This window comes from Pasteurellaceae bacterium RH1A (assembly GCA_012221805.1).
GTDB lineage: Bacteria > Pseudomonadota > Gammaproteobacteria > Enterobacterales > Pasteurellaceae > RH1A.
Map to the genome: position 1 here is coordinate 141,199 of CP015195.1, position 16,490 is coordinate 157,688.

The window sequence follows — 16,490 nt, forward strand, 5'->3', positions numbered from 1 at the left end:
ACCTAACGCTTTTTTAGTCTAAAAAAAAAAATACATAAAGGCAAGTTGAACTTTTGTAAAAAAGCGTAATCTTTATCTAATATCCTTACATAAAAGCCCCATTTTCCGCTTAATTCCACCGCAATTTCTTGTTAATATTCTCCTGTGATTATCTTCTCTTTTATTATAAAAATATGCTACCAAGACTTGCAAACACCCCTGATCTTTCACCCCTTGTTGAAAGCTATCTAAACCAACTTAAACCCCAGTTTAGAGGCGATATAGCCTCCAGCTACGCCGACCGCCTCTCGCTTGCCACCGACAACAGCGTCTACCAGCAACTCCCCCAAGCCATTCTTTTTCCTAAATCGGTTGAGGACGTGCTTGCTTTAACCCAACTTGCCAACCAGCCGGACTTCCAAGGTCTCACCTTCACCCCTCGGGGCGGGGGCACGGGCACCAATGGCCAATCGCTTAATAACAATATTATTGTCGATCTCTCCCGCCACATGAACCAGATCTTAGAACTTAATGTAGAAGAGCGTTGGGTGCGGGTGCAGGCTGGTGTGGTCAAGGATCAACTCAACCAATATCTTAAACCCCATGGGCTTTTCTTCTCGCCTGAGCTCTCCACCAGCAATCGAGCCACTCTGGGTGGCATGATAAATACGGACGCTTCCGGCCAAGGCTCGCTCCAATATGGCAAGACTTCCGATCATATTCTGGCCCTCAAATCTGTGCTCATCAATGGGGAGCTGCTGGAAACCCAAGCGGTTAAAACCGAGGATTTTTCTGCAAATTTAGACAGCCTGCCACTCTCACCGCTAGGCAAAAAATTACACACCGAGATTTTCAGCCGCACCAAGGCCCTGCGGCCGACTGTCTTAAGCGAACTGCCCCAGCTCAACCGCTTCCTCACTGGCTACGATCTGAAAAATGTCTTTAAGGATGATCTCAGCGAATTTAACCTGACCCGAATTTTAACCGGCTCTGAAGGCTCTCTGGCCTTTATTTGTGAGGCCAAGCTCAACCTCCTGCCCATTCCCAAATTCCGCACCCTGATTAACATTAAGTATAACTCCTTTGATGCCGCCCTGCGGTCTGCCCCTCTTATGTTGGAGGCCAAGGCGCTTTCAGTCGAAACCGTGGACTCCAAGGTGCTGAATCTGGCCAAGCAGGATATTATCTGGCATTCGGTTTCCGATCTCTTAAAAGAAGAGGAGGCCAACCCGATTTTAGGGATTAACATTGTGGAATATGCTTCCAACAATCAGGAAGAAATTGAGGCCCAAGTCCAAACCCTTTGCCAAAATTTAGATGAAAAAATTGCCCAGGGAGAAGGGGGGATTATTGGCTACCAGACCTGTACCGAATTGGCTTCGATTGAGAAAATCTACGCCATGCGGAAGAAGGCGGTGGGGCTGTTAGGTAATGCCCAGGGCTGGGCCAAGCCTATTGCCTTTGTGGAAGACACCTGCGTGCCGCCGGAACACCTGGCCGACTACATCAGCGAATTTCGTCAGCTCCTAGACAGCCATAACCTAGCCTACGGTATGTTCGGCCATGTGGATGCCGGCGTGCTCCACGTCCGCCCGGCCCTGGACTTATGCGACCATGAGCAGGTACAAACCTTCAAGGCCATTTCCGATCAGGTAGTAGAACTGACCGCCAAATACGGCGGCCTGATTTGGGGGGAGCACGGCAAGGGCATGCGTTCCTACTATGGCGAGCGTTTCTTTGGCCCAACCCTTTGGAAGGAACTGCGTTATATCAAGGGGCTTTTCGACCCCCATAACCGCCTCAACCCGGGTAAGATCTGCACGCCGCTAGAAAGCGACCATCAACTCTACCCTATCGATAGCCCTATGCGGGCCGATTTCGACCGGCAAATTCCCCTTACCGTACGGGAAGAATTTAAGGGGGCCATGAGTTGCAACGGCAATGGGCTTTGCTTTAATTTTGATGTGCATAGTGCCATGTGCCCTTCCATGAAGGTGTCGGGCAACCGCCTCTTTTCACCCAAGGGTCGGGCCACCCTGATTCGGGAGTGGTTAAGATTGCTGGCAGAGCAGAATGTGAAGCCAGATGATCTGCTCTTCAAACCTCAGGAAAAATCCGCTAAGTTGGTCGATTTTGTAGCCAAAATCCGCCATCAGTGGCGAAAGGGCAAGGATTATGATTTCTCCCACGAGGTCAAGGCTGCCATGGATACCTGCCTGGCTTGTAAGGCCTGTGCCAGCCAGTGCCCAATTAAGATTGATGTGCCGACCTTCCGTTCACAGTTTAATGACCTCTATCATCGCCGCTATTTCCGCCCAGCCAAGGACTATGTGGTGGGCAATCTGGAATTTGTCGCCCCATTGATGGCCAAAGCTCCCCGCTTTTTTAACTTCTTCAGCACGAATAACCTGGCTGAAAAAATCGCCAATAAGACCATCGGTATGACCTACCTGCCCGCCCTATCTGTGCCTAACTTAGCACAAGAGCTGGTACAAATCGGCTACCGAGGTTCAAGTCTTGAAGAACTGGAAAAAGAGGCGGCAAACGGTACAAAATCGGACGATTTTTGCAAGACCGTCCTGGTGGTGCAGGATCCCTTTACCTCCTATTATGATGCAAAAGTGGTGGCGGATTTCGTCCAGCTCTGCCAGAAACTAGGCTTTAGACCGGTCGTCCTGCCCTTCAAGCCTAATGGCAAGGCCCTGCATGTTAAGGGCTTCCTCAACCGCTTCGCCAAAACTGCCCAAGATCAGGCGGATTTCTTAAGCCGTGTGGCCAAGCTAGGCCTGCCTATGGTGGGAATCGATCCAGCTCTGGTGCTGATTTATCGGGATGAATACAAGCTCATCCTCAAGGAAAAACGGGGGATTTCCAGGTTCTTTTAGCCCATGAATGGCTAACCCAAGAACTCAAGGCTGGCCGCTTGGAGGCTTGCAAAAAAACGGCCCAAACTGACCGCTTGCCTTGGCACCTCTTTGCCCACTGTACCGAAGCCACCGCCCTACCTGGCAGCCCAGGCCAATGGCAGGCCATCTTTGCTCATTTTGGTGAGAAGTTGACAAACGAAAGTGTGGGCTGTTGCGGCATGGCCGGAACCTTTGGGCATGAAGTGGCAAGGCAGGAGATGTCCAAGGCCATTTATCGCCAATCTTGGCAGGTTAAATTAACGAATAAAAATTTGGAACGCTGCCTAGCCACAGGCTATTCCTGCCGCTGCCAGGTTAAACGCATGGAGCAAACCGCCATCAAGCACCCTGTCCAGGCCCTCTTGGAACTGGTCAGTTAGACTGAAGATGGCTTAGGTGATCCTTGATAAGGTTGATAAAGGCCGGCCCGAAGCGTTCTAATTTCCGCTCGCCCACCCCGTTGATGTCCAGCATGGCTGCACGGTTGGTGGGCATAAATTCGGCCATTTCTTGAAGGGTGGCATCGTTAAAGACCACATAGGGCGGGATATTTTCCTTGTCGGCAATCTGCTTACGCAGGAAACGCAGGCGGGCAAAGAGATCCTTGTCGTAACGCTGGCTGGCCTGTTTTTGCAGAAAGCCACTGGCCGAGGATAGCTTGAGCCTCGGTTGAGCCAGCTCCAGCGGCACTTCTGCCCTCAGCACAGGGCGGGCACTTTCGGTTAATTGCAGGGCCGAATGATAGACAATGTTCTGCTGGATCAGCCCCAAATGAATGAGCTGGCGGGTCACGCTGACCCAATAGTCCTGGCTCTTGTCCTTGCCAATCCCATATACAGAAAGCTGATCGTGCTGGAAGTCCCGAATCTTCTGGTTATTCAGCCCCCGCAAGACCCCAATCACATGATGGAGACCAAAAGTTTGGCCGGTACGGTAAATGACCGACATGACCTTTTGGGCATCCACCAACCCATCATATTTTTTAGGTGGATCCAGACAAATATCGCAGTTCTTGCAGGGTTCTTGGCGGTGTTCACCAAAATAATTGAGCAGAACCAGGCGGCGGCAGGTTTGGGATTCGGCAAAGGCCCCGATGGCCTGGAGCTTGTGCTGTTCAATCTGGCGTTGTTCGCTTTCAGGCTTTTCCAAAAGCACCTTGTAGAGCCAGCCATAATCGCTAGGGTCGTAAAAAAGCACGGCTTCGGCTGGTAGATCGTCCCGTCCAGCCCGGCCGGTTTCTTGGTAGTAGGACTCAATGCTGCGGGGCAGGTCGAAATGCACCACAAAACGAACGTTGGACTTGTTGATCCCCATGCCAAAGGCGATGGTGGCCACCACCACCTGAATGTTATCCCGCTGAAAGGCGTTCTGAACCGTTTCCCGCTGCTCGACTGACATCCCTGCATGATAGCCCATAACCGCCACTCTTCTTGCCGCCAGCTTTTCGGTAATTTCCTCCACCTTCTTGCGGCTGTTGCAATAGACAATCCCGCTCTTGCCCTTTTGGGCCAGAATAAACTTGGCCAACTGCTCCATGGGCTTGAATTTTTCCTGCACCGTGTAGCGGATATTTGGCCGATCAAAGCTACCCAAATAGGTGTGCGGGTTTTGTAGCTGGAGGTGCTGGATAATATCGGCCCGGGTGGTTGGGTCGGCTGTGGCCGTCAGGGCCATGAGGGGCACATTGGGGAAGTGCTGACGCAGGCGGCCGATCAGGGTATATTCAGGGCGGAAATCATGGCCCCACTGGGACACGCAATGGGCTTCGTCCACTGCAATCAGGCTGATCTTACAGCGGGAAATAAAGTAGCCGAAGTTGCTGGTCATGACCTTTTCAGGCGAGAGGTAGAGCAGTTTAAGCTGGCCGCTCAGGGCCTTTTGCTCGACCTGGCGCTGCTCTTCAAAGGTCTGGCTGGAATTGAGGTAGGCCGCTTCTATACCGTTGGCTAAAAGCTGATCGACCTGATCCTTCATCAGCGAAATCAGGGGAGAAATGACCAGGGTCAATCCCTCTAAGCAGAGGGCCGGCACCTGATAACAGAGGGACTTACCACCGCCCGTGGTCATAATAACCAAGCAATCCTGGCCATGCAAAACCGCCTCGATCACTTGTTCTTGACCTTGGCGGAAATGCTGGTAACCAAAGATTTGGTTAAGGATGTCTTTGGGTTGGTGGATAGTGGGTTGCACGGAGATCCTTGGGAATTTGAGGCGGATAGCACCAGCCTCCAGGCTGGTGCTAATCAGGCACAAGCGTGGACGCTTGCGCCATCGTTACAAGGTAATACAAGCGGTTGAAATTTTGCAACTTTTTGCAAAAATCTGCCCGCTTGTTAGGCTAGCTCTACCACTTCACCATGTTTTTCGGTTGCCTCACGGAAGTAAGCACTGAAAGGACGCTGATCCTTGGTGCCCAGCCAGTCTCCATCACGATAGACAAAGTGGAAGGCTCCTAGCTTGCTGGATAGCCACATCTCCCGCATGGCTTCCTGTTTGTTGATAACGACTTGGGAGCGGTCAGGGAAAACCAGGGTCATCACAGAACCTTGGACTTCGCAATCGATGTCTGCACCTTGTTCGTCTAGAGCATCTTCAATGGTTTGCCAGGCCTCATTGACAGCCTGATGAAATTCTACTGGGGTCATTTTCTTCTCTCTATAAGCTAGGTAAATCACTCATGGCCCAACGGGGCTTAACTTGGACGCTTAGGTCGGTCGTTTGCCCTGCCTTGAGGCGGACAAAACCAGCATAAGCAATCATAGCACCGTTGTCGGTGCAAAAGGCTGGGCGGGGGTAAAAGGCTTGCCCGCCAATATTTTGCATAAGTTCTGCCAGATCGGCTCGTAACTGTTTGTTGGCACTGACCCCACCTGCGATGACCAAGCGCTTGTAGCCTGTTTGCTGTAAAGCTCGGCGGCACTTGATCATAAGGGTGTCAATCACGGCTGTTTGGAAGGCATGGGCAATATCGCACTTGGTTTGCTCATCTAATTCACCCTGCTCATTTACATTAGCTGCAATGGTGTTGGCCGCAAAGGTTTTGAGGCCTGAAAAGCTGAAATCCAGGCCAGGCCGATCGGTCATGGGCCTTGGGAAGACAAAGCGCTTGGGCTGGCCCTGCTCGGCTAATTTGGCCAGGGCAGCCCCCCCTGGGTAGTCTAAGCCTAGGAGTTTGGCTGTCTTATCAAAGGCTTCGCCAGCGGCATCGTCAATGGATTCGCCCAAGAGTTCATATTGGCCGACATTTTCAACCTTGACCAACTGGGTATGGCCGCCCGACACTAACAGAGCCACAAAGGGAAATTCAGGCGGGTTGTCCTCTAACATAGGCGCCAGCAGGTGGCCTTCCATATGGTGGACACCCAGGGCTGGCACATTCCAAGCATAGGCTAACGAACGGGCAATGGTCGCCCCAACCAAGAGTGCCCCGACCAGGCCTGGGCCTGCGGTATAGGCCACCGCATCAATTTGGTTTGGTTCAAGTTTGGCTTCATCAAGGGCGGCTTGAATAAGGGGCAGGGTCTTACGGATATGATCACGGGAGGCCAGCTCAGGCACCACACCGCCATAATCAGCGTGCATGTCAATCTGGCTGTAAAGCTGGTTGGCGATGAGGCCACGGGCTTCATCATAAATAGCCACGCCCGTTTCATCGCACGAGGTTTCAATTCCTAAAATTCGCATGGTTGGCTTGGGTTTTCATAAAAACACAACAAGCGGTAGGCATTTTGTAAGTTTTTACAAAGTTCTGACCGCTTGTCGGATGGGATGATAGATTAGAACTGCTCGCCGTAGGCTGGCTTGCTCACCGATGGGAACTCACGGTTCTTATTTTGCTCAATCAGGGCTTCCACCTTGGCGGCCGAGTCCTCAATACCCATGGCCTTGAAGGCATCACGCAGGTATGGCAGGGCATCGGCGGTCGGCTTGCTTTCAGGGTAGAAACGCATCATTTCTTCCACACGGTTGGCCACGGCCACATAGGCGTCACGCTTCATATAGTATTTGACGATTTCAAGCTCATGTTCAGCCAAGCGATTGAAAAGGAAAGCCATCCATTGGCGGGAATCGGCAGCGTATTGGCTTTGCGGGAAGTTATCTACAATCAGCTTGAAGCTGCCGTAAGCGTTACGCACATTTTCTACCGCACGGGAGGCACGGTTTACACGGAAGAAATCCTGGATAAAGTTATCGCCTAAGCGGGCGTTAGACAGGGCGGCCAGGTAGTAAACATAGTCCATGCTTGGGCTGTTTGGGTAGCTACGCACAAAGCGTTCAGCTACGTCAATGGCCTTATAGTATTCGCCCACCTTGTATTGGGCATAGGCCAGGCTTAGGAGGGTTTGTTCGCCGTAGGTGCTGTGTCTGAAGCGGCCATCAACGGCTTCTAAATAGCGGATGGCTGAGGTGTAATCCTCCTCCTGCAAATAGGTTTGCCCCTTGCTGTAGAGATCTTGGGCTGGCGATTGTTCAACTTCATTGTTGCTGGAACAGCCTGCAAGCGCAAGACCTGCTAAGAGTGTAGCCAGAAGGGTTCGGAATGGGCGCATAATATTTACCTTAAAAAGTTTCTGCGGATAGTCAAGTTTCATGTACAATGCTTTGTACCTGCTATCTTCGCAAAGTTCAGCGAAAATGGCCTTATTTTATAGAACATCGAACGAGATTAAAACCCTAAATTACAATTATGACCCAACAAATGATTTTACAGGCCCAGGTGCCTGCTGATTTACTTGGTGCAAGGCTGGATCAGGCCCTTGCGCAAATCTTTCCTGATTACTCCCGTTCCCGCATTAAGGTTTGGATTGAAAGCGATTTAGTGACCGTCAATGGCCAAATCTGCAACAAGGCCAGAGAAAAGGTTTTTGGCGGCGAAAGCGTGGAAATTCAGGCGGAAGTGGAAGAAGAAGTCCGCTTCGAGCCTCAGAATATTCCCCTTAATATTGTTTATGAAGATGATGATATTATCGTGATTAACAAGCCCAAGGACTTGGTCGTCCACCCAGGGGCGGGCAACCCTGATGGCACGGTACTCAATGCCCTGCTCTACCACTATCCGCCCATTGCCGAAGTGCCACGGGCAGGCATTGTTCACCGCCTAGACAAGGACACCACGGGCCTGATGGTGGTGGCTAAAAACATTCCAGCCCAGACCCATCTAGTCACGGCTCTGCAAAAACGCCAGATTACCCGTGAATACGAGGCCGTGGCCAGCGGGATTATGACCCAGGGCGGCAAGGTGGATGAGCCTATGGCTCGCCACCCAACCAAACGTACGGCTATGGCCGTTCACCCCATGGGCAAGCCGGCTGTGACCCATTATCGGATTATGGAGCGCTTCCGTAACTACACCCGCCTGCGTTTACGGCTAGAAACTGGCCGCACCCACCAAATTCGGGTACACATGGCCCATATTGCCCATCCGCTCTTGGGCGATCAGCTCTATGGTGGCCGGCCTCGCCCACCCAAGGGAGCCAGTGAGGACTTCCTCAGTGTCTTGCGAGGCTTCCAACGCCAGGCCCTGCACGCCATTATGCTGCGGCTTAACCACCCCATTACAGGCGAGCTGATGGAATGGCACGCCCCGCTGCCAGAGGATTTTGTGGAACTGGTGGAAGCCCTCAAGGCCGACTACCTACTCTATAAGGACGATTTAGATTATTAACTAGAAGTGAAGACTTAATTCACTTTTTGAGGCTTTTGTTTTGCTTTAGTTAAGAATACACTAGCATCCGTCTTTTACTTTATTCAATATCAGAGGTTTCTATGAAAAATGTACTCGTTTTAAAATCCAGTATCTTAGGCGACAATTCCCAATCATCCGCCCTAAGCGATTATTTTGTTGGTCAATTACAGGCCAATGTAACCACCCGTGATGTGGCCGCCCAGCCTCTACCTTACTTCACAGGCGAAGCCGCCCTTGCCACCCGTGGCCAACCGCAAAACGATGCCCAAAAGGCCTTGGCTGACTTGTCTGACAGCCTAATTGCAGAATTAAACGCAGCCGATCTTCTCGTGGTCAATGCTCCAATGTACAACTTCGGCATTCCAGCTCAACTTAAGAGCTACTTTGACTACATCTGCCGTGCCGGCGTAACCTTCCGCTACACCGAAAACGGCCCTGAAGGCTTGGTTAAATGCAAAAAAGCCGTGGTTATTCTTTCCACTGGCGGCTTCCACAAGGACACCGCTACAGATTTAGTTAAACAATATGTGCAAACCGTCCTAGGCTTTGTGGGCGTGAATGAAGTGCAATTTGTTTACGCTGAAGGCATCGGCTTCGGCCCAGAAGCGGTTGAAAAAGCCCAAAATCTTGCAAAAGCAGAATTGGATCAGATTGTTAAAGCTTTATAATTGATACCCTCAACGATGGCGCCAGCCTCCAGGCTGGTGCCTGTTTTTCGGCACAAGCGTGGACGCTTGCGCCATCTTTTATATTGGCTTAGCCAAAAAATCCGAAACCTTACTCCAACTCCCTCCACTTTTTTCGAGCAAATTTGTCGGAAATCACGCAAATTTGATCAAGCCTACTGTTTTTCTGGCGGAAAACTCGTATAATCGACAGGTCTTTTATTTTCACTTCAACCAAAGAGGACTTTTTATGGGTGGTATCAGCATTTGGCAACTCCTGATTATTGTGGCAATCATTGTCTTACTTTTCGGCACCAAGAAATTGCGGACACTCGGCACAGACTTGGGCGAATCGGTCAAGGGCTTTAAAAAGGCCATGAGCGATGACAAGAAACCTGAAGATGCGGGTTTTGAGAAAGTTGAGCAAAAAGCAGACGCTCAAACTGAACAAAAGGCCAAAGAAAAAGAGCAGGCATAATCCGTGTTTGATATTGGTTTCTCTGAACTGGTTCTCATCATGATTGTGGGCCTGGTTGTGCTAGGCCCCAAACGGTTACCAGTAGCAATTAAAACAGTAATGGGCTGGGTGGCGACCATCCGGGGCTTGGCTGCCAATGTGCAAAACGAGCTGGCCCAAGAACTGAAACTGCAAGAGTTGCAAGAGAGCATCAAAAAAGCCGAATCCCTCAACCTGACCCAGCTTTCCCCTGAGTTAAGCAAAACGGTGGAAGAGCTTAAACAGTCTGCCGAAAAAATGAAGGCCAATCTGGCGGAAGCCAAGGATAGCTTCGAGGGCTTGAGCAAGGAAGAGGTATCAGCCATTCAGGATAAGATCGAGGCCGAAAGCCAGCAGCTTGAGGCCCAAGATCAGGCTCAACAAGCGGCTGAAAAGGGCGAAAAACTTGCAAATGGGCAGGCACCCTCAAACAGTGAGCAAACACTTTCCGCCGATGAGTTGGCTGAATTGGCCGAAGAGGAATTGGATGAGGAGGCTCTGGCCGCCTACTATCCGCCTGATGATGACTTGGCCGTGGTCGAAAACACCTTAGAAAAGGAGAAGACCCATGTCAGTTGAGCAATCCCAATCCCTGATCAGCCACTTGGTGGAACTGCGTAACCGCCTAATGAAGGCGCTGATTTGCGTGCTCGTGGTTTTTGTCTGCCTGGTTTACTGGGCCAACGACATCTATTCTCTCCTGGCAACACCGCTGACAGAACGCTTACCAGCTGGGGCGACCATGATTGCAACCAATGTTGCAACGCCTTTTTTCACGCCCATCAAGCTGACAGCCATTGTATCGGTCTTCCTTTCCGTGCCTTATATTCTCTATCAAATCTGGGCCTTTGTGGCGCCCGCCCTCTATAAGCACGAAAAACGCCTGGTCTATCCGCTTCTGCTCTCCAGCACCGTATTGTTCTACACTGGCGTGGCCTTTGCCTATTATGTGGTTTTCCCCCTGGTCTTTGGTTTCTTAACCAGCACCGCACCCGAGGGCGTGACCATGGCCACCGACATCAGCAGCTATCTAGACTTCGTTCTGACCATCTTCCTGGCCTTTGGTATCTGCTTTGAAGTACCCGTCGCCATTATCCTGCTCTGCTGGTCGGGCGTAACCTCGGCAGAAGACCTACGAGGCAAGCGGCCTTACATTATTGTGGCGGCCTTTGTTATCGGCATGCTCTTAACCCCACCAGACATTTTCTCCCAAACCCTGCTGGCCATTCCCATGGTTATCTTATTTGAAATCGGGGTTATCTGCTCCCGCTTCTATGTGAAAAGGGATGAGGAGCAAGAAAATGCCATTAAACCTCAAGAGTAGCTTCGGCTACTCTTTTTTTTGGGCTAAAATAGGGCATCATGATTTTTAGGAACTTGCCATGCACACGCCCAATCAGCTCATTCAAATCCTCCCCCTCAACTGGCCAACCAAATTGCCGCAGGCGAAGTGGTGGAACGGCCGGCCTCGGTGGTCAAAGAATTAGTCGAAAACAGCCTGGATGCAGGCGCCAGCCTCATTCAGATTGAGATTGAAAAGGGCGGCGCCCAGCTTATTCGCATTCGGGATAATGGCTGCGGCATTGGCAAGCAGGACTTGAGCCTGGCCCTGGCCCGCCACGCTACCAGCAAGATTGCCAGCCTTGAAGACTTGGAAATGATCCTAAGCTTGGGCTTTCGGGGCGAGGCCTTAGCCAGTATCAGCTCAGTTTCCCGTCTGACCCTGACCTCCCGGCCGGCCTACCAAACCGAGGCCTGGCAGGCCTATGCTCAGGGGCGAGAAATGGCCGTCGAAATCCAGCCCGCCTCCCACCCTGTCGGCACCACCATTGAAGTGGCCAACCTCTTTTTCAACACGCCCGCCCGGCGCAAGTTCCTGCGTACCGACAAAACCGAATTCGCCCATATTGACGAAGTGGTCCGCCGCATTGCCCTGGCCAAGCCCAATGTGACCTTTATATTGAGCCACAACGATAAAAAAATCCGCCATTACAAGGCCGTGGCAGACCAAAGCCTTAAAGAACAAGAAAAACGGGTGGCGGCTATTTGCGGGGAAGACTTTGTAGCCAAAGCCTCCCACCTAGACTGGCAGCATGGAGACCTCCACCTACACGGCTGGATTGGACTGCCTAACCTGGCTCGCCCGCAAAATGATCTCTGCTACAGCTACGTCAATGGCCGCATGATGCGGGATAAGACCATCAACCACGCCATCCGCCAGGCTTACGGCGACAGCCTGCCCAAGGATCATTACCCGGCCTTTGTGCTGTTTCTGGACTTAGACCCAAGCCAAGTGGACGTGAACGTTCACCCTGCCAAGCATGAGGTTCGCTTCCACCAAGGGCGGCTGGTGCATGATTTTATCTATCAGGGCGTGCTCAACACCCTAGAGGCTCAAACCGATTTACCCCTGGCCCACCAAATCAACGAACCTGTTTCCAGTGTCTATCAGGCCAGCCCCAACCGTGCAGCCGCAGGCCAAAACATCTTCACCCAGCCCTATCAGGCCCCGCAAGCGGTGGAAAATAGCCAAAAATTTGCAAGCCCCGCTTATCCAGCCAGAAGGACAAGTGTGAGCAAGTCAGCCCAGAAATGGTATGGGGAATTGGTGGGCAAAGGAGAGAGTTCCCCCCTCAGCCCTTCGGGCAGCTCCCCCGCAAGCGGGTGGAGCGAAAGCATCGCCTTCTCACCAGCAAGCAGAACAGGAAAAGTCGCAAAGCTCTCCTTCCCTCCACCTGCTTGCAGAAGAGCAAAACCGCCAAGATCATCTTCCCTCCACCCGCCTGCGGGGGAGGTGCCGAAGGCGGAGGGGGGCGGTTTAGAGAAAAACGCCTCAACCAATTTGCAAAAAAGCCCCAATATAGAACCGCTTGCTACCTCAAATGAGCTAGCACAGGTGCTTGCCGTGGTACAAAACAAGGCCCTCCTACTCAAGCAAGGAGAAGCCTTCTACCTGCTTTCCCTGCAAAAATTAGCGGCCCTTAAATTGCATAGTCAGCTCAAAGCTCAAGACAGCCAAGCCCTGCTTATTCCGCTCAACCTCCAGCTTAATGCCCAAGAAAGCCAAGCCTTTGAGGCCAAACATCAAGCCCTAACTGACCTAGGCTTTGTTTTCCAACACAAACGCTTGGGCCAAATGGAACGCATCACCGTCAATCAAGTTCCCCGCTGCCTACGGGAACAAAACCTACAACAGCTCCTCCTCGGCGCCCTACAAGCGGAAGATTTAGACCAATTTTTTGCAAATTTTGCCCCAATCCCAACCGTTTGTTCTTTGGCCGAGGGCATTGCCCTCTTAGCGGAAGTGGAGCAGGCTTGTAAGAAAGAGGAGTTGGAGGGGTTAATGATTGAAGTGGATTTTGGGGGTTATTTGGAGCAGATCTAGCCTGTTTAGAAAATGCTGGGATAGGCGCCAGTATGGAGGCCGGCGCCATCGGTGAATTATCCCTAAACTAACTACTTAATACCCTGCTCATGTAGTTTGCGATATTCATCACAACCTGTGGTTTCTGCATTTTTACACGCCAAGCCAAAATAGTATTTTGCCTGAGACTTATCCAAACCAACTAGCCCAGTGGCATATAGAAGCCCTAAATTAAATTGTGCTTTTGCGTGGTTTTGTTTGGCGGCTTTTCGCCAATAAGCCCAAGCTGTCCAATGGTCTTTAGGCACGCCCTTGCCTTCAAAATGTAGCAGACCTAAATTGAACTGGGCTTGTTTGTTGCCATTGTGGGCAGCTTGTTTATACCAATACACAGCTTGGTGGTAATCTTGCTCTACACCTAGCCCCCATTCATATTTGCCTGCCAGTGCATTTTGTGCAACCACATCGCCCTGTTTCGCTGCTTTTTCAAACCACGCGGCTGAAAGTTCTTCATTATGCGGCAGGCCCAGTCCTTCACCATACATCACACCCAGAAAATATTGCCCATCCATTGAGCCTTGCTCTGCGGCTTTACGATACCATTTTGCAGCTTCTTCAAAATCCTGTTTTACCCCATAGCCCTCATAATATTTTGCAGCTAGGTAAAGCTGCGCCTCCATATTGCCCTGCTCTGCATATTGGATAAGTTGAGTCTGAGGCATATTTTGAAAAGGGCTTTGAGCAAGAGTAAAGGAAGAGCTAAATAGCCCTAGAATCAACCACAAAAGCAACTTCACCTTCATCACTTTTCCTCAATAAACACTCTCTACCCAATTTGCATTAGGTAGCGAGTTAAATGAATATCTATTTTACAGGCAAACCATTTGCCATTCTATTATAAGCATCACAATAAGCTTGGTCTCCAAAACCCTCACAAAGTGCTCTCATTCGCTTAATGGCTTGTGGTTTATTTTGTTGAACACCAAAGCCATTATATTCCAAGCGTGCTAAAATAGCATACGCATAGTACATATCATCCTGTACTGCCTTATTTGCCCACTTATAAGCTAAGGCGTAATCCCTTGGCGCACCATTGCTATAATAGTACATATTAGCTAAACGAAAGCGGGCATTACTACGTGTTTCTTGAATAACACTAAATTCTTGCTGAATACCTGGGTACGCTTTTTTATCTTGCTGAATAATACTATCAGGAATAGTCGCAAGCTCCTCATAACGAGACCTCATACTTCGCCCACTAGGCGGCTTTATACCACCTTTCTCAAAAAAATAAATATCTGCCATCTTAAACATCGCATTATATTTTCTAGATAATTCTTCAGGTTTATCCTTATAGGCAATTCGACTATACCACTCCAAGGCTTTAGCATAATTCGGAGCGGCTTGTTCTGTTTGAGCAGAAGCACATTTCCCATCATAATACATATTAGCAAGCGTATATTGGGCAAATTCATGCCCCTGTTTAGCCGCTTTTTCATACCAGTCAAGGGCTTTGTAATAATCCCCATCGAAACAATAAGACATTGCTACCAAATTTTGTGCTTTAACATCACCCTGTTGAGCCTTTTCTAAAAGATTAGGATCTGGTGCAGCCGAAACAGCAAGAGGAAGAATTGCCCCCAGCCAAACAGCAAGAGATAAATAAGGACGAAATTTCATTTTTACTCCTTTATTTAATGGAAATGGTTAATGAAACACAATTTATTTCAGGCATATACGAAATATTGTAATCAGGATATTCATCAATAATACGCTTCATCGCCTTATCTATTGTTGGTTTCTTATAATGAATTAAAGCATTTGCTTCGACTTTTTCTAAATAAACCCCATCATCTTTTAAAATCTGAATTTTATTCTTAACTAAATTACTTAATATGCTATATGCACTCATAATTACTCTCCTTATAAGAGATTATGTTTAATAGGATGGTTTGCCTTTTCTGTCAAGAAAAGGCAGAAATAAGTATACTTATTGGAAAATTTGAGAGCTTTAAGATAGGGAAAAAGATAAAGATGAGGAAAATGATCAGAAATAAAAACCTTGCTGAAAATGGCTGTAAATCGCTTAAATGAGGCGACAAACAATGCAAAAATTAGCATTTTTGATCCGCTTGTAAAAAACAAAACCGCCTATTAAGGCGGCTTATGTTATAATTGCTCTCGGTTGGTCAGGCTCTTGCAGTCTGATGGCCGTCAGACAGCTAAAGCCTCGATCAATTGGTATCAACCCATATTGAAAGGAGGCGAGTATGCCAACTTGGTTAAAATGGGCCTTGCTCATTGTAATCATTTTGTTGTTGTCTGGCGACACTGCTCAAGGTATTAGCTAGACAGCAACCAACCATAGAACGAGGGGCGGAGCAATTCGCCCCTTTTTCTTTGATTATTGTATGCTTTATGTTCGCACTTTTCAAGTTTTTCTGGCTTCAAAGATTGCTAGCCTATTATAGAAAACAAAACCCCAACCACTCACGTGATTGGGGTTTTTATTTGACTTGCGTTAATTAAGCAACGATTGCTTTCTCAACGACACGAACTAAGGTCCAAGATTTAGTTTTTGAAACAGGACGACATTCCTTGATTTCAACTACATCACCTAGTTTAGCTTCGTTGTTTTCATCGTGTACGTGAAGTTTGGTCGTACGACGGATAAACTTACCATAGATTGGGTGTTTAACTGTACGTTCGATCGCAACAACAAAGGATTTCTCCATTTTGTCGCTGATTACTTTACCTTGTACTGTACGAATTTTATCAGTCATTACTCACCCGCCTTTTCGGTTAACACAGTTTTTACTTGTGCAATGCTACGACGCACTTGCTTTAACTGATGGGTTTGTTGAAGCTGACCGGTGGCTGCTTGCATACGCAACTTGAATTGTTCACCTAAAAGGTTTACTAACTCAGCATTCAGCTCTTCAACACTTTTTGTACGTAATTCTTGAGCTTTCATTACATCACCGTCTTAGTTACGAATGTTGTTTTAAACGGAAGTTTTGCGGCCGCTAACGCGAAAGCGTGGCGGGCGATTTCTTCAGAAACACCATCCATTTCATATAATACTTTACCCGGTTGGATTAGGGCTACCCAGTACTCAACGTTACCTTTACCTTTACCCATACGGACTTCTAATGGTTTTTCAGTAATTGGTTTGTCTGGGAACACACGGATCCAGATTTTACCTTGACGTTTAACCGCACGTGTCATTGCACGACGTGCTGCTTCGATTTGACGAGCTGTTAAACGGCCACGACCAATTGCTTTTAAACCGAATGTACCGAAGCTAACTTCTGTACCGCCCGCGATACCACGGTTACGGCCTTTGTGAACTTTACGGAATTTTGTACGTTTTGGTTGTAACATCAGTGATCTC

16 protein-coding genes and 1 pseudogene are annotated in these 16,490 nt (G+C 49.3%); 7 read left to right on the top strand and 10 right to left on the bottom strand.

Translation table 11 applies throughout. The features are described 5' to 3' along the window. Window positions 1–173: 173 nt before the first annotated feature. Window positions 174–3,265, top strand: a pseudogene (locus tag A4G20_00675) (hypothetical protein). Here A4G20_00675 and A4G20_00680 read toward each other — a convergent pair. The 4 genes from A4G20_00680 to A4G20_00695 all read right to left on the bottom strand — a co-directional run bounded on the left by A4G20_00680 (window position 3,258) and on the right by A4G20_00695 (window position 7,435). After that, window positions 3,258–5,075 carry an ATP-dependent DNA helicase RecQ gene (locus A4G20_00680; GenBank protein QIW16814.1) on the bottom strand — a complete coding sequence of 606 codons (1,818 nt, stop codon included), beginning with the start codon at window positions 5,073–5,075 and terminating at the stop codon, window positions 3,258–3,260. The pseudogene A4G20_00675 and the gene A4G20_00680 sit on opposite strands and share 8 nt — an antisense overlap. Window positions 5,076–5,218: 143 nt before the next feature. Continuing rightward, complete coding sequence (locus A4G20_00685; protein QIW14986.1) at window positions 5,219–5,530, bottom strand: iron donor protein CyaY; 312 nt, start codon at window positions 5,528–5,530, stop codon at window positions 5,219–5,221. A 10-nt stretch (window positions 5,531–5,540) separates the two neighbouring features. After that, window positions 5,541–6,569, bottom strand: a complete 1,029-nt coding sequence (locus A4G20_00690; protein ID QIW14987.1) for a tRNA N6-adenosine(37)-threonylcarbamoyltransferase complex transferase subunit TsaD — start codon at window positions 6,567–6,569, stop codon at window positions 5,541–5,543. Window positions 6,570–6,661: 92 nt separating this feature from the next. Further along, on the bottom strand, window positions 6,662–7,435 hold the full coding sequence (locus A4G20_00695) for an outer membrane assembly protein BamD (protein QIW16815.1): 774 nt from the start codon (window positions 7,433–7,435) through the stop codon (window positions 6,662–6,664). 137 nt (window positions 7,436–7,572) lie between these two features. Here A4G20_00695 and A4G20_00700 point away from each other — a divergent pair, with 137 nt between their 5' ends. The 6 genes from A4G20_00700 to A4G20_00725 all read left to right on the top strand — a co-directional run bounded on the left by A4G20_00700 (window position 7,573) and on the right by A4G20_00725 (window position 13,117). After that, window positions 7,573–8,550: a 23S rRNA pseudouridine(1911/1915/1917) synthase gene (locus A4G20_00700; GenBank protein ID QIW14988.1), complete on the top strand. Its 978-nt coding sequence runs from the start codon at window positions 7,573–7,575 to the stop codon at window positions 8,548–8,550. A 101-nt stretch (window positions 8,551–8,651) separates the two neighbouring features. Beyond that, on the top strand, window positions 8,652–9,239 hold the full coding sequence (locus A4G20_00705) for an FMN-dependent NADH-azoreductase (GenBank protein QIW14989.1): 588 nt from the start codon (window positions 8,652–8,654) through the stop codon (window positions 9,237–9,239). Between the two features lie 247 nt (window positions 9,240–9,486). Beyond that, window positions 9,487–9,714, top strand: coding sequence for a preprotein translocase subunit SecA (gene tatA / locus A4G20_00710; protein QIW14990.1), 228 nt, complete (start codon window positions 9,487–9,489; stop codon window positions 9,712–9,714). 3 nt (window positions 9,715–9,717) lie between these two features. Beyond that, window positions 9,718–10,311 carry a twin arginine-targeting protein translocase TatB gene (locus A4G20_00715; GenBank protein QIW14991.1) on the top strand — a complete coding sequence of 198 codons (594 nt, stop codon included), beginning with the start codon at window positions 9,718–9,720 and terminating at the stop codon, window positions 10,309–10,311. Continuing rightward, on the top strand, window positions 10,301–11,056 hold the full coding sequence (locus A4G20_00720; GenBank protein QIW14992.1) for a twin arginine-targeting protein translocase TatC: 756 nt from the start codon (window positions 10,301–10,303) through the stop codon (window positions 11,054–11,056). The genes A4G20_00715 and A4G20_00720 overlap by 11 nt, the downstream gene beginning before the upstream one ends. A gap of 99 nt (window positions 11,057–11,155) precedes the next feature. Next, window positions 11,156–13,117: a DNA mismatch repair protein MutL gene (locus A4G20_00725; protein ID QIW14993.1), complete on the top strand. Its 1,962-nt coding sequence runs from the start codon at window positions 11,156–11,158 to the stop codon at window positions 13,115–13,117. A 71-nt stretch (window positions 13,118–13,188) separates the two neighbouring features. On the opposite strand, the gene A4G20_00730 is transcribed toward A4G20_00725, so the two are convergent. The 6 genes from A4G20_00730 to A4G20_00755 all read right to left on the bottom strand — a co-directional run bounded on the left by A4G20_00730 (window position 13,189) and on the right by A4G20_00755 (window position 16,480). Beyond that, on the bottom strand, window positions 13,189–13,899 hold the full coding sequence (locus tag A4G20_00730; protein QIW14994.1) for a hypothetical protein: 711 nt from the start codon (window positions 13,897–13,899) through the stop codon (window positions 13,189–13,191). 61 nt (window positions 13,900–13,960) lie between these two features. Next, a complete protein-coding gene (locus A4G20_00735) occupies window positions 13,961–14,776 on the bottom strand; it encodes a hypothetical protein (GenBank protein ID QIW14995.1) in 816 nt (271 codons plus the stop codon). A gap of 10 nt (window positions 14,777–14,786) precedes the next feature. Then, window positions 14,787–15,011 (bottom strand): hypothetical protein, encoded by a 225-nt coding sequence (locus tag A4G20_00740; GenBank protein ID QIW14996.1) that lies wholly within the window; start codon window positions 15,009–15,011, stop codon window positions 14,787–14,789. A 610-nt stretch (window positions 15,012–15,621) separates the two neighbouring features. Then, window positions 15,622–15,879 (bottom strand): 30S ribosomal protein S17, encoded by a 258-nt coding sequence (locus A4G20_00745; GenBank protein QIW14997.1) that lies wholly within the window; start codon window positions 15,877–15,879, stop codon window positions 15,622–15,624. Next, a complete protein-coding gene (locus A4G20_00750) occupies window positions 15,879–16,070 on the bottom strand; it encodes a 50S ribosomal protein L29 (GenBank protein QIW14998.1) in 192 nt (63 codons plus the stop codon). The genes A4G20_00745 and A4G20_00750 overlap by 1 nt, the downstream gene beginning before the upstream one ends. After that, a complete protein-coding gene (locus A4G20_00755; protein QIW14999.1) occupies window positions 16,070–16,480 on the bottom strand; it encodes a 50S ribosomal protein L16 in 411 nt (136 codons plus the stop codon). The genes A4G20_00750 and A4G20_00755 overlap by 1 nt, the downstream gene beginning before the upstream one ends. Window positions 16,481–16,490 lie beyond the last annotated feature (10 nt).

Coding starts and splice junctions, on each gene's coding strand:
- A4G20_00695 (QIW16815.1), bottom strand. CDS start 7,435: ATGCGCCCATTCCGAACCCTTCTGGCTACACTCTTAGCAGGTCTTGCG.
- A4G20_00700 (QIW14988.1), top strand. CDS start 7,573: ATGACCCAACAAATGATTTTACAGGCCCAGGTGCCTGCTGATTTACTT.
- A4G20_00750 (QIW14998.1), bottom strand. CDS start 16,070: ATGAAAGCTCAAGAATTACGTACAAAAAGTGTTGAAGAGCTGAATGCT.
- A4G20_00735 (QIW14995.1), bottom strand. CDS start 14,776: ATGAAATTTCGTCCTTATTTATCTCTTGCTGTTTGGCTGGGGGCAATT.
- A4G20_00690 (QIW14987.1), bottom strand. CDS start 6,569: ATGCGAATTTTAGGAATTGAAACCTCGTGCGATGAAACGGGCGTGGCT.
- A4G20_00685 (QIW14986.1), bottom strand. CDS start 5,530: ATGACCCCAGTAGAATTTCATCAGGCTGTCAATGAGGCCTGGCAAACC.
- A4G20_00745 (QIW14997.1), bottom strand. CDS start 15,879: ATGACTGATAAAATTCGTACAGTACAAGGTAAAGTAATCAGCGACAAA.
- A4G20_00755 (QIW14999.1), bottom strand. CDS start 16,480: ATGTTACAACCAAAACGTACAAAATTCCGTAAAGTTCACAAAGGCCGT.
- A4G20_00730 (QIW14994.1), bottom strand. CDS start 13,899: ATGAAGGTGAAGTTGCTTTTGTGGTTGATTCTAGGGCTATTTAGCTCT.
- A4G20_00705 (QIW14989.1), top strand. CDS start 8,652: ATGAAAAATGTACTCGTTTTAAAATCCAGTATCTTAGGCGACAATTCC.
- A4G20_00720 (QIW14992.1), top strand. CDS start 10,301: ATGTCAGTTGAGCAATCCCAATCCCTGATCAGCCACTTGGTGGAACTG.
- tatA (QIW14990.1), top strand. CDS start 9,487: ATGGGTGGTATCAGCATTTGGCAACTCCTGATTATTGTGGCAATCATT.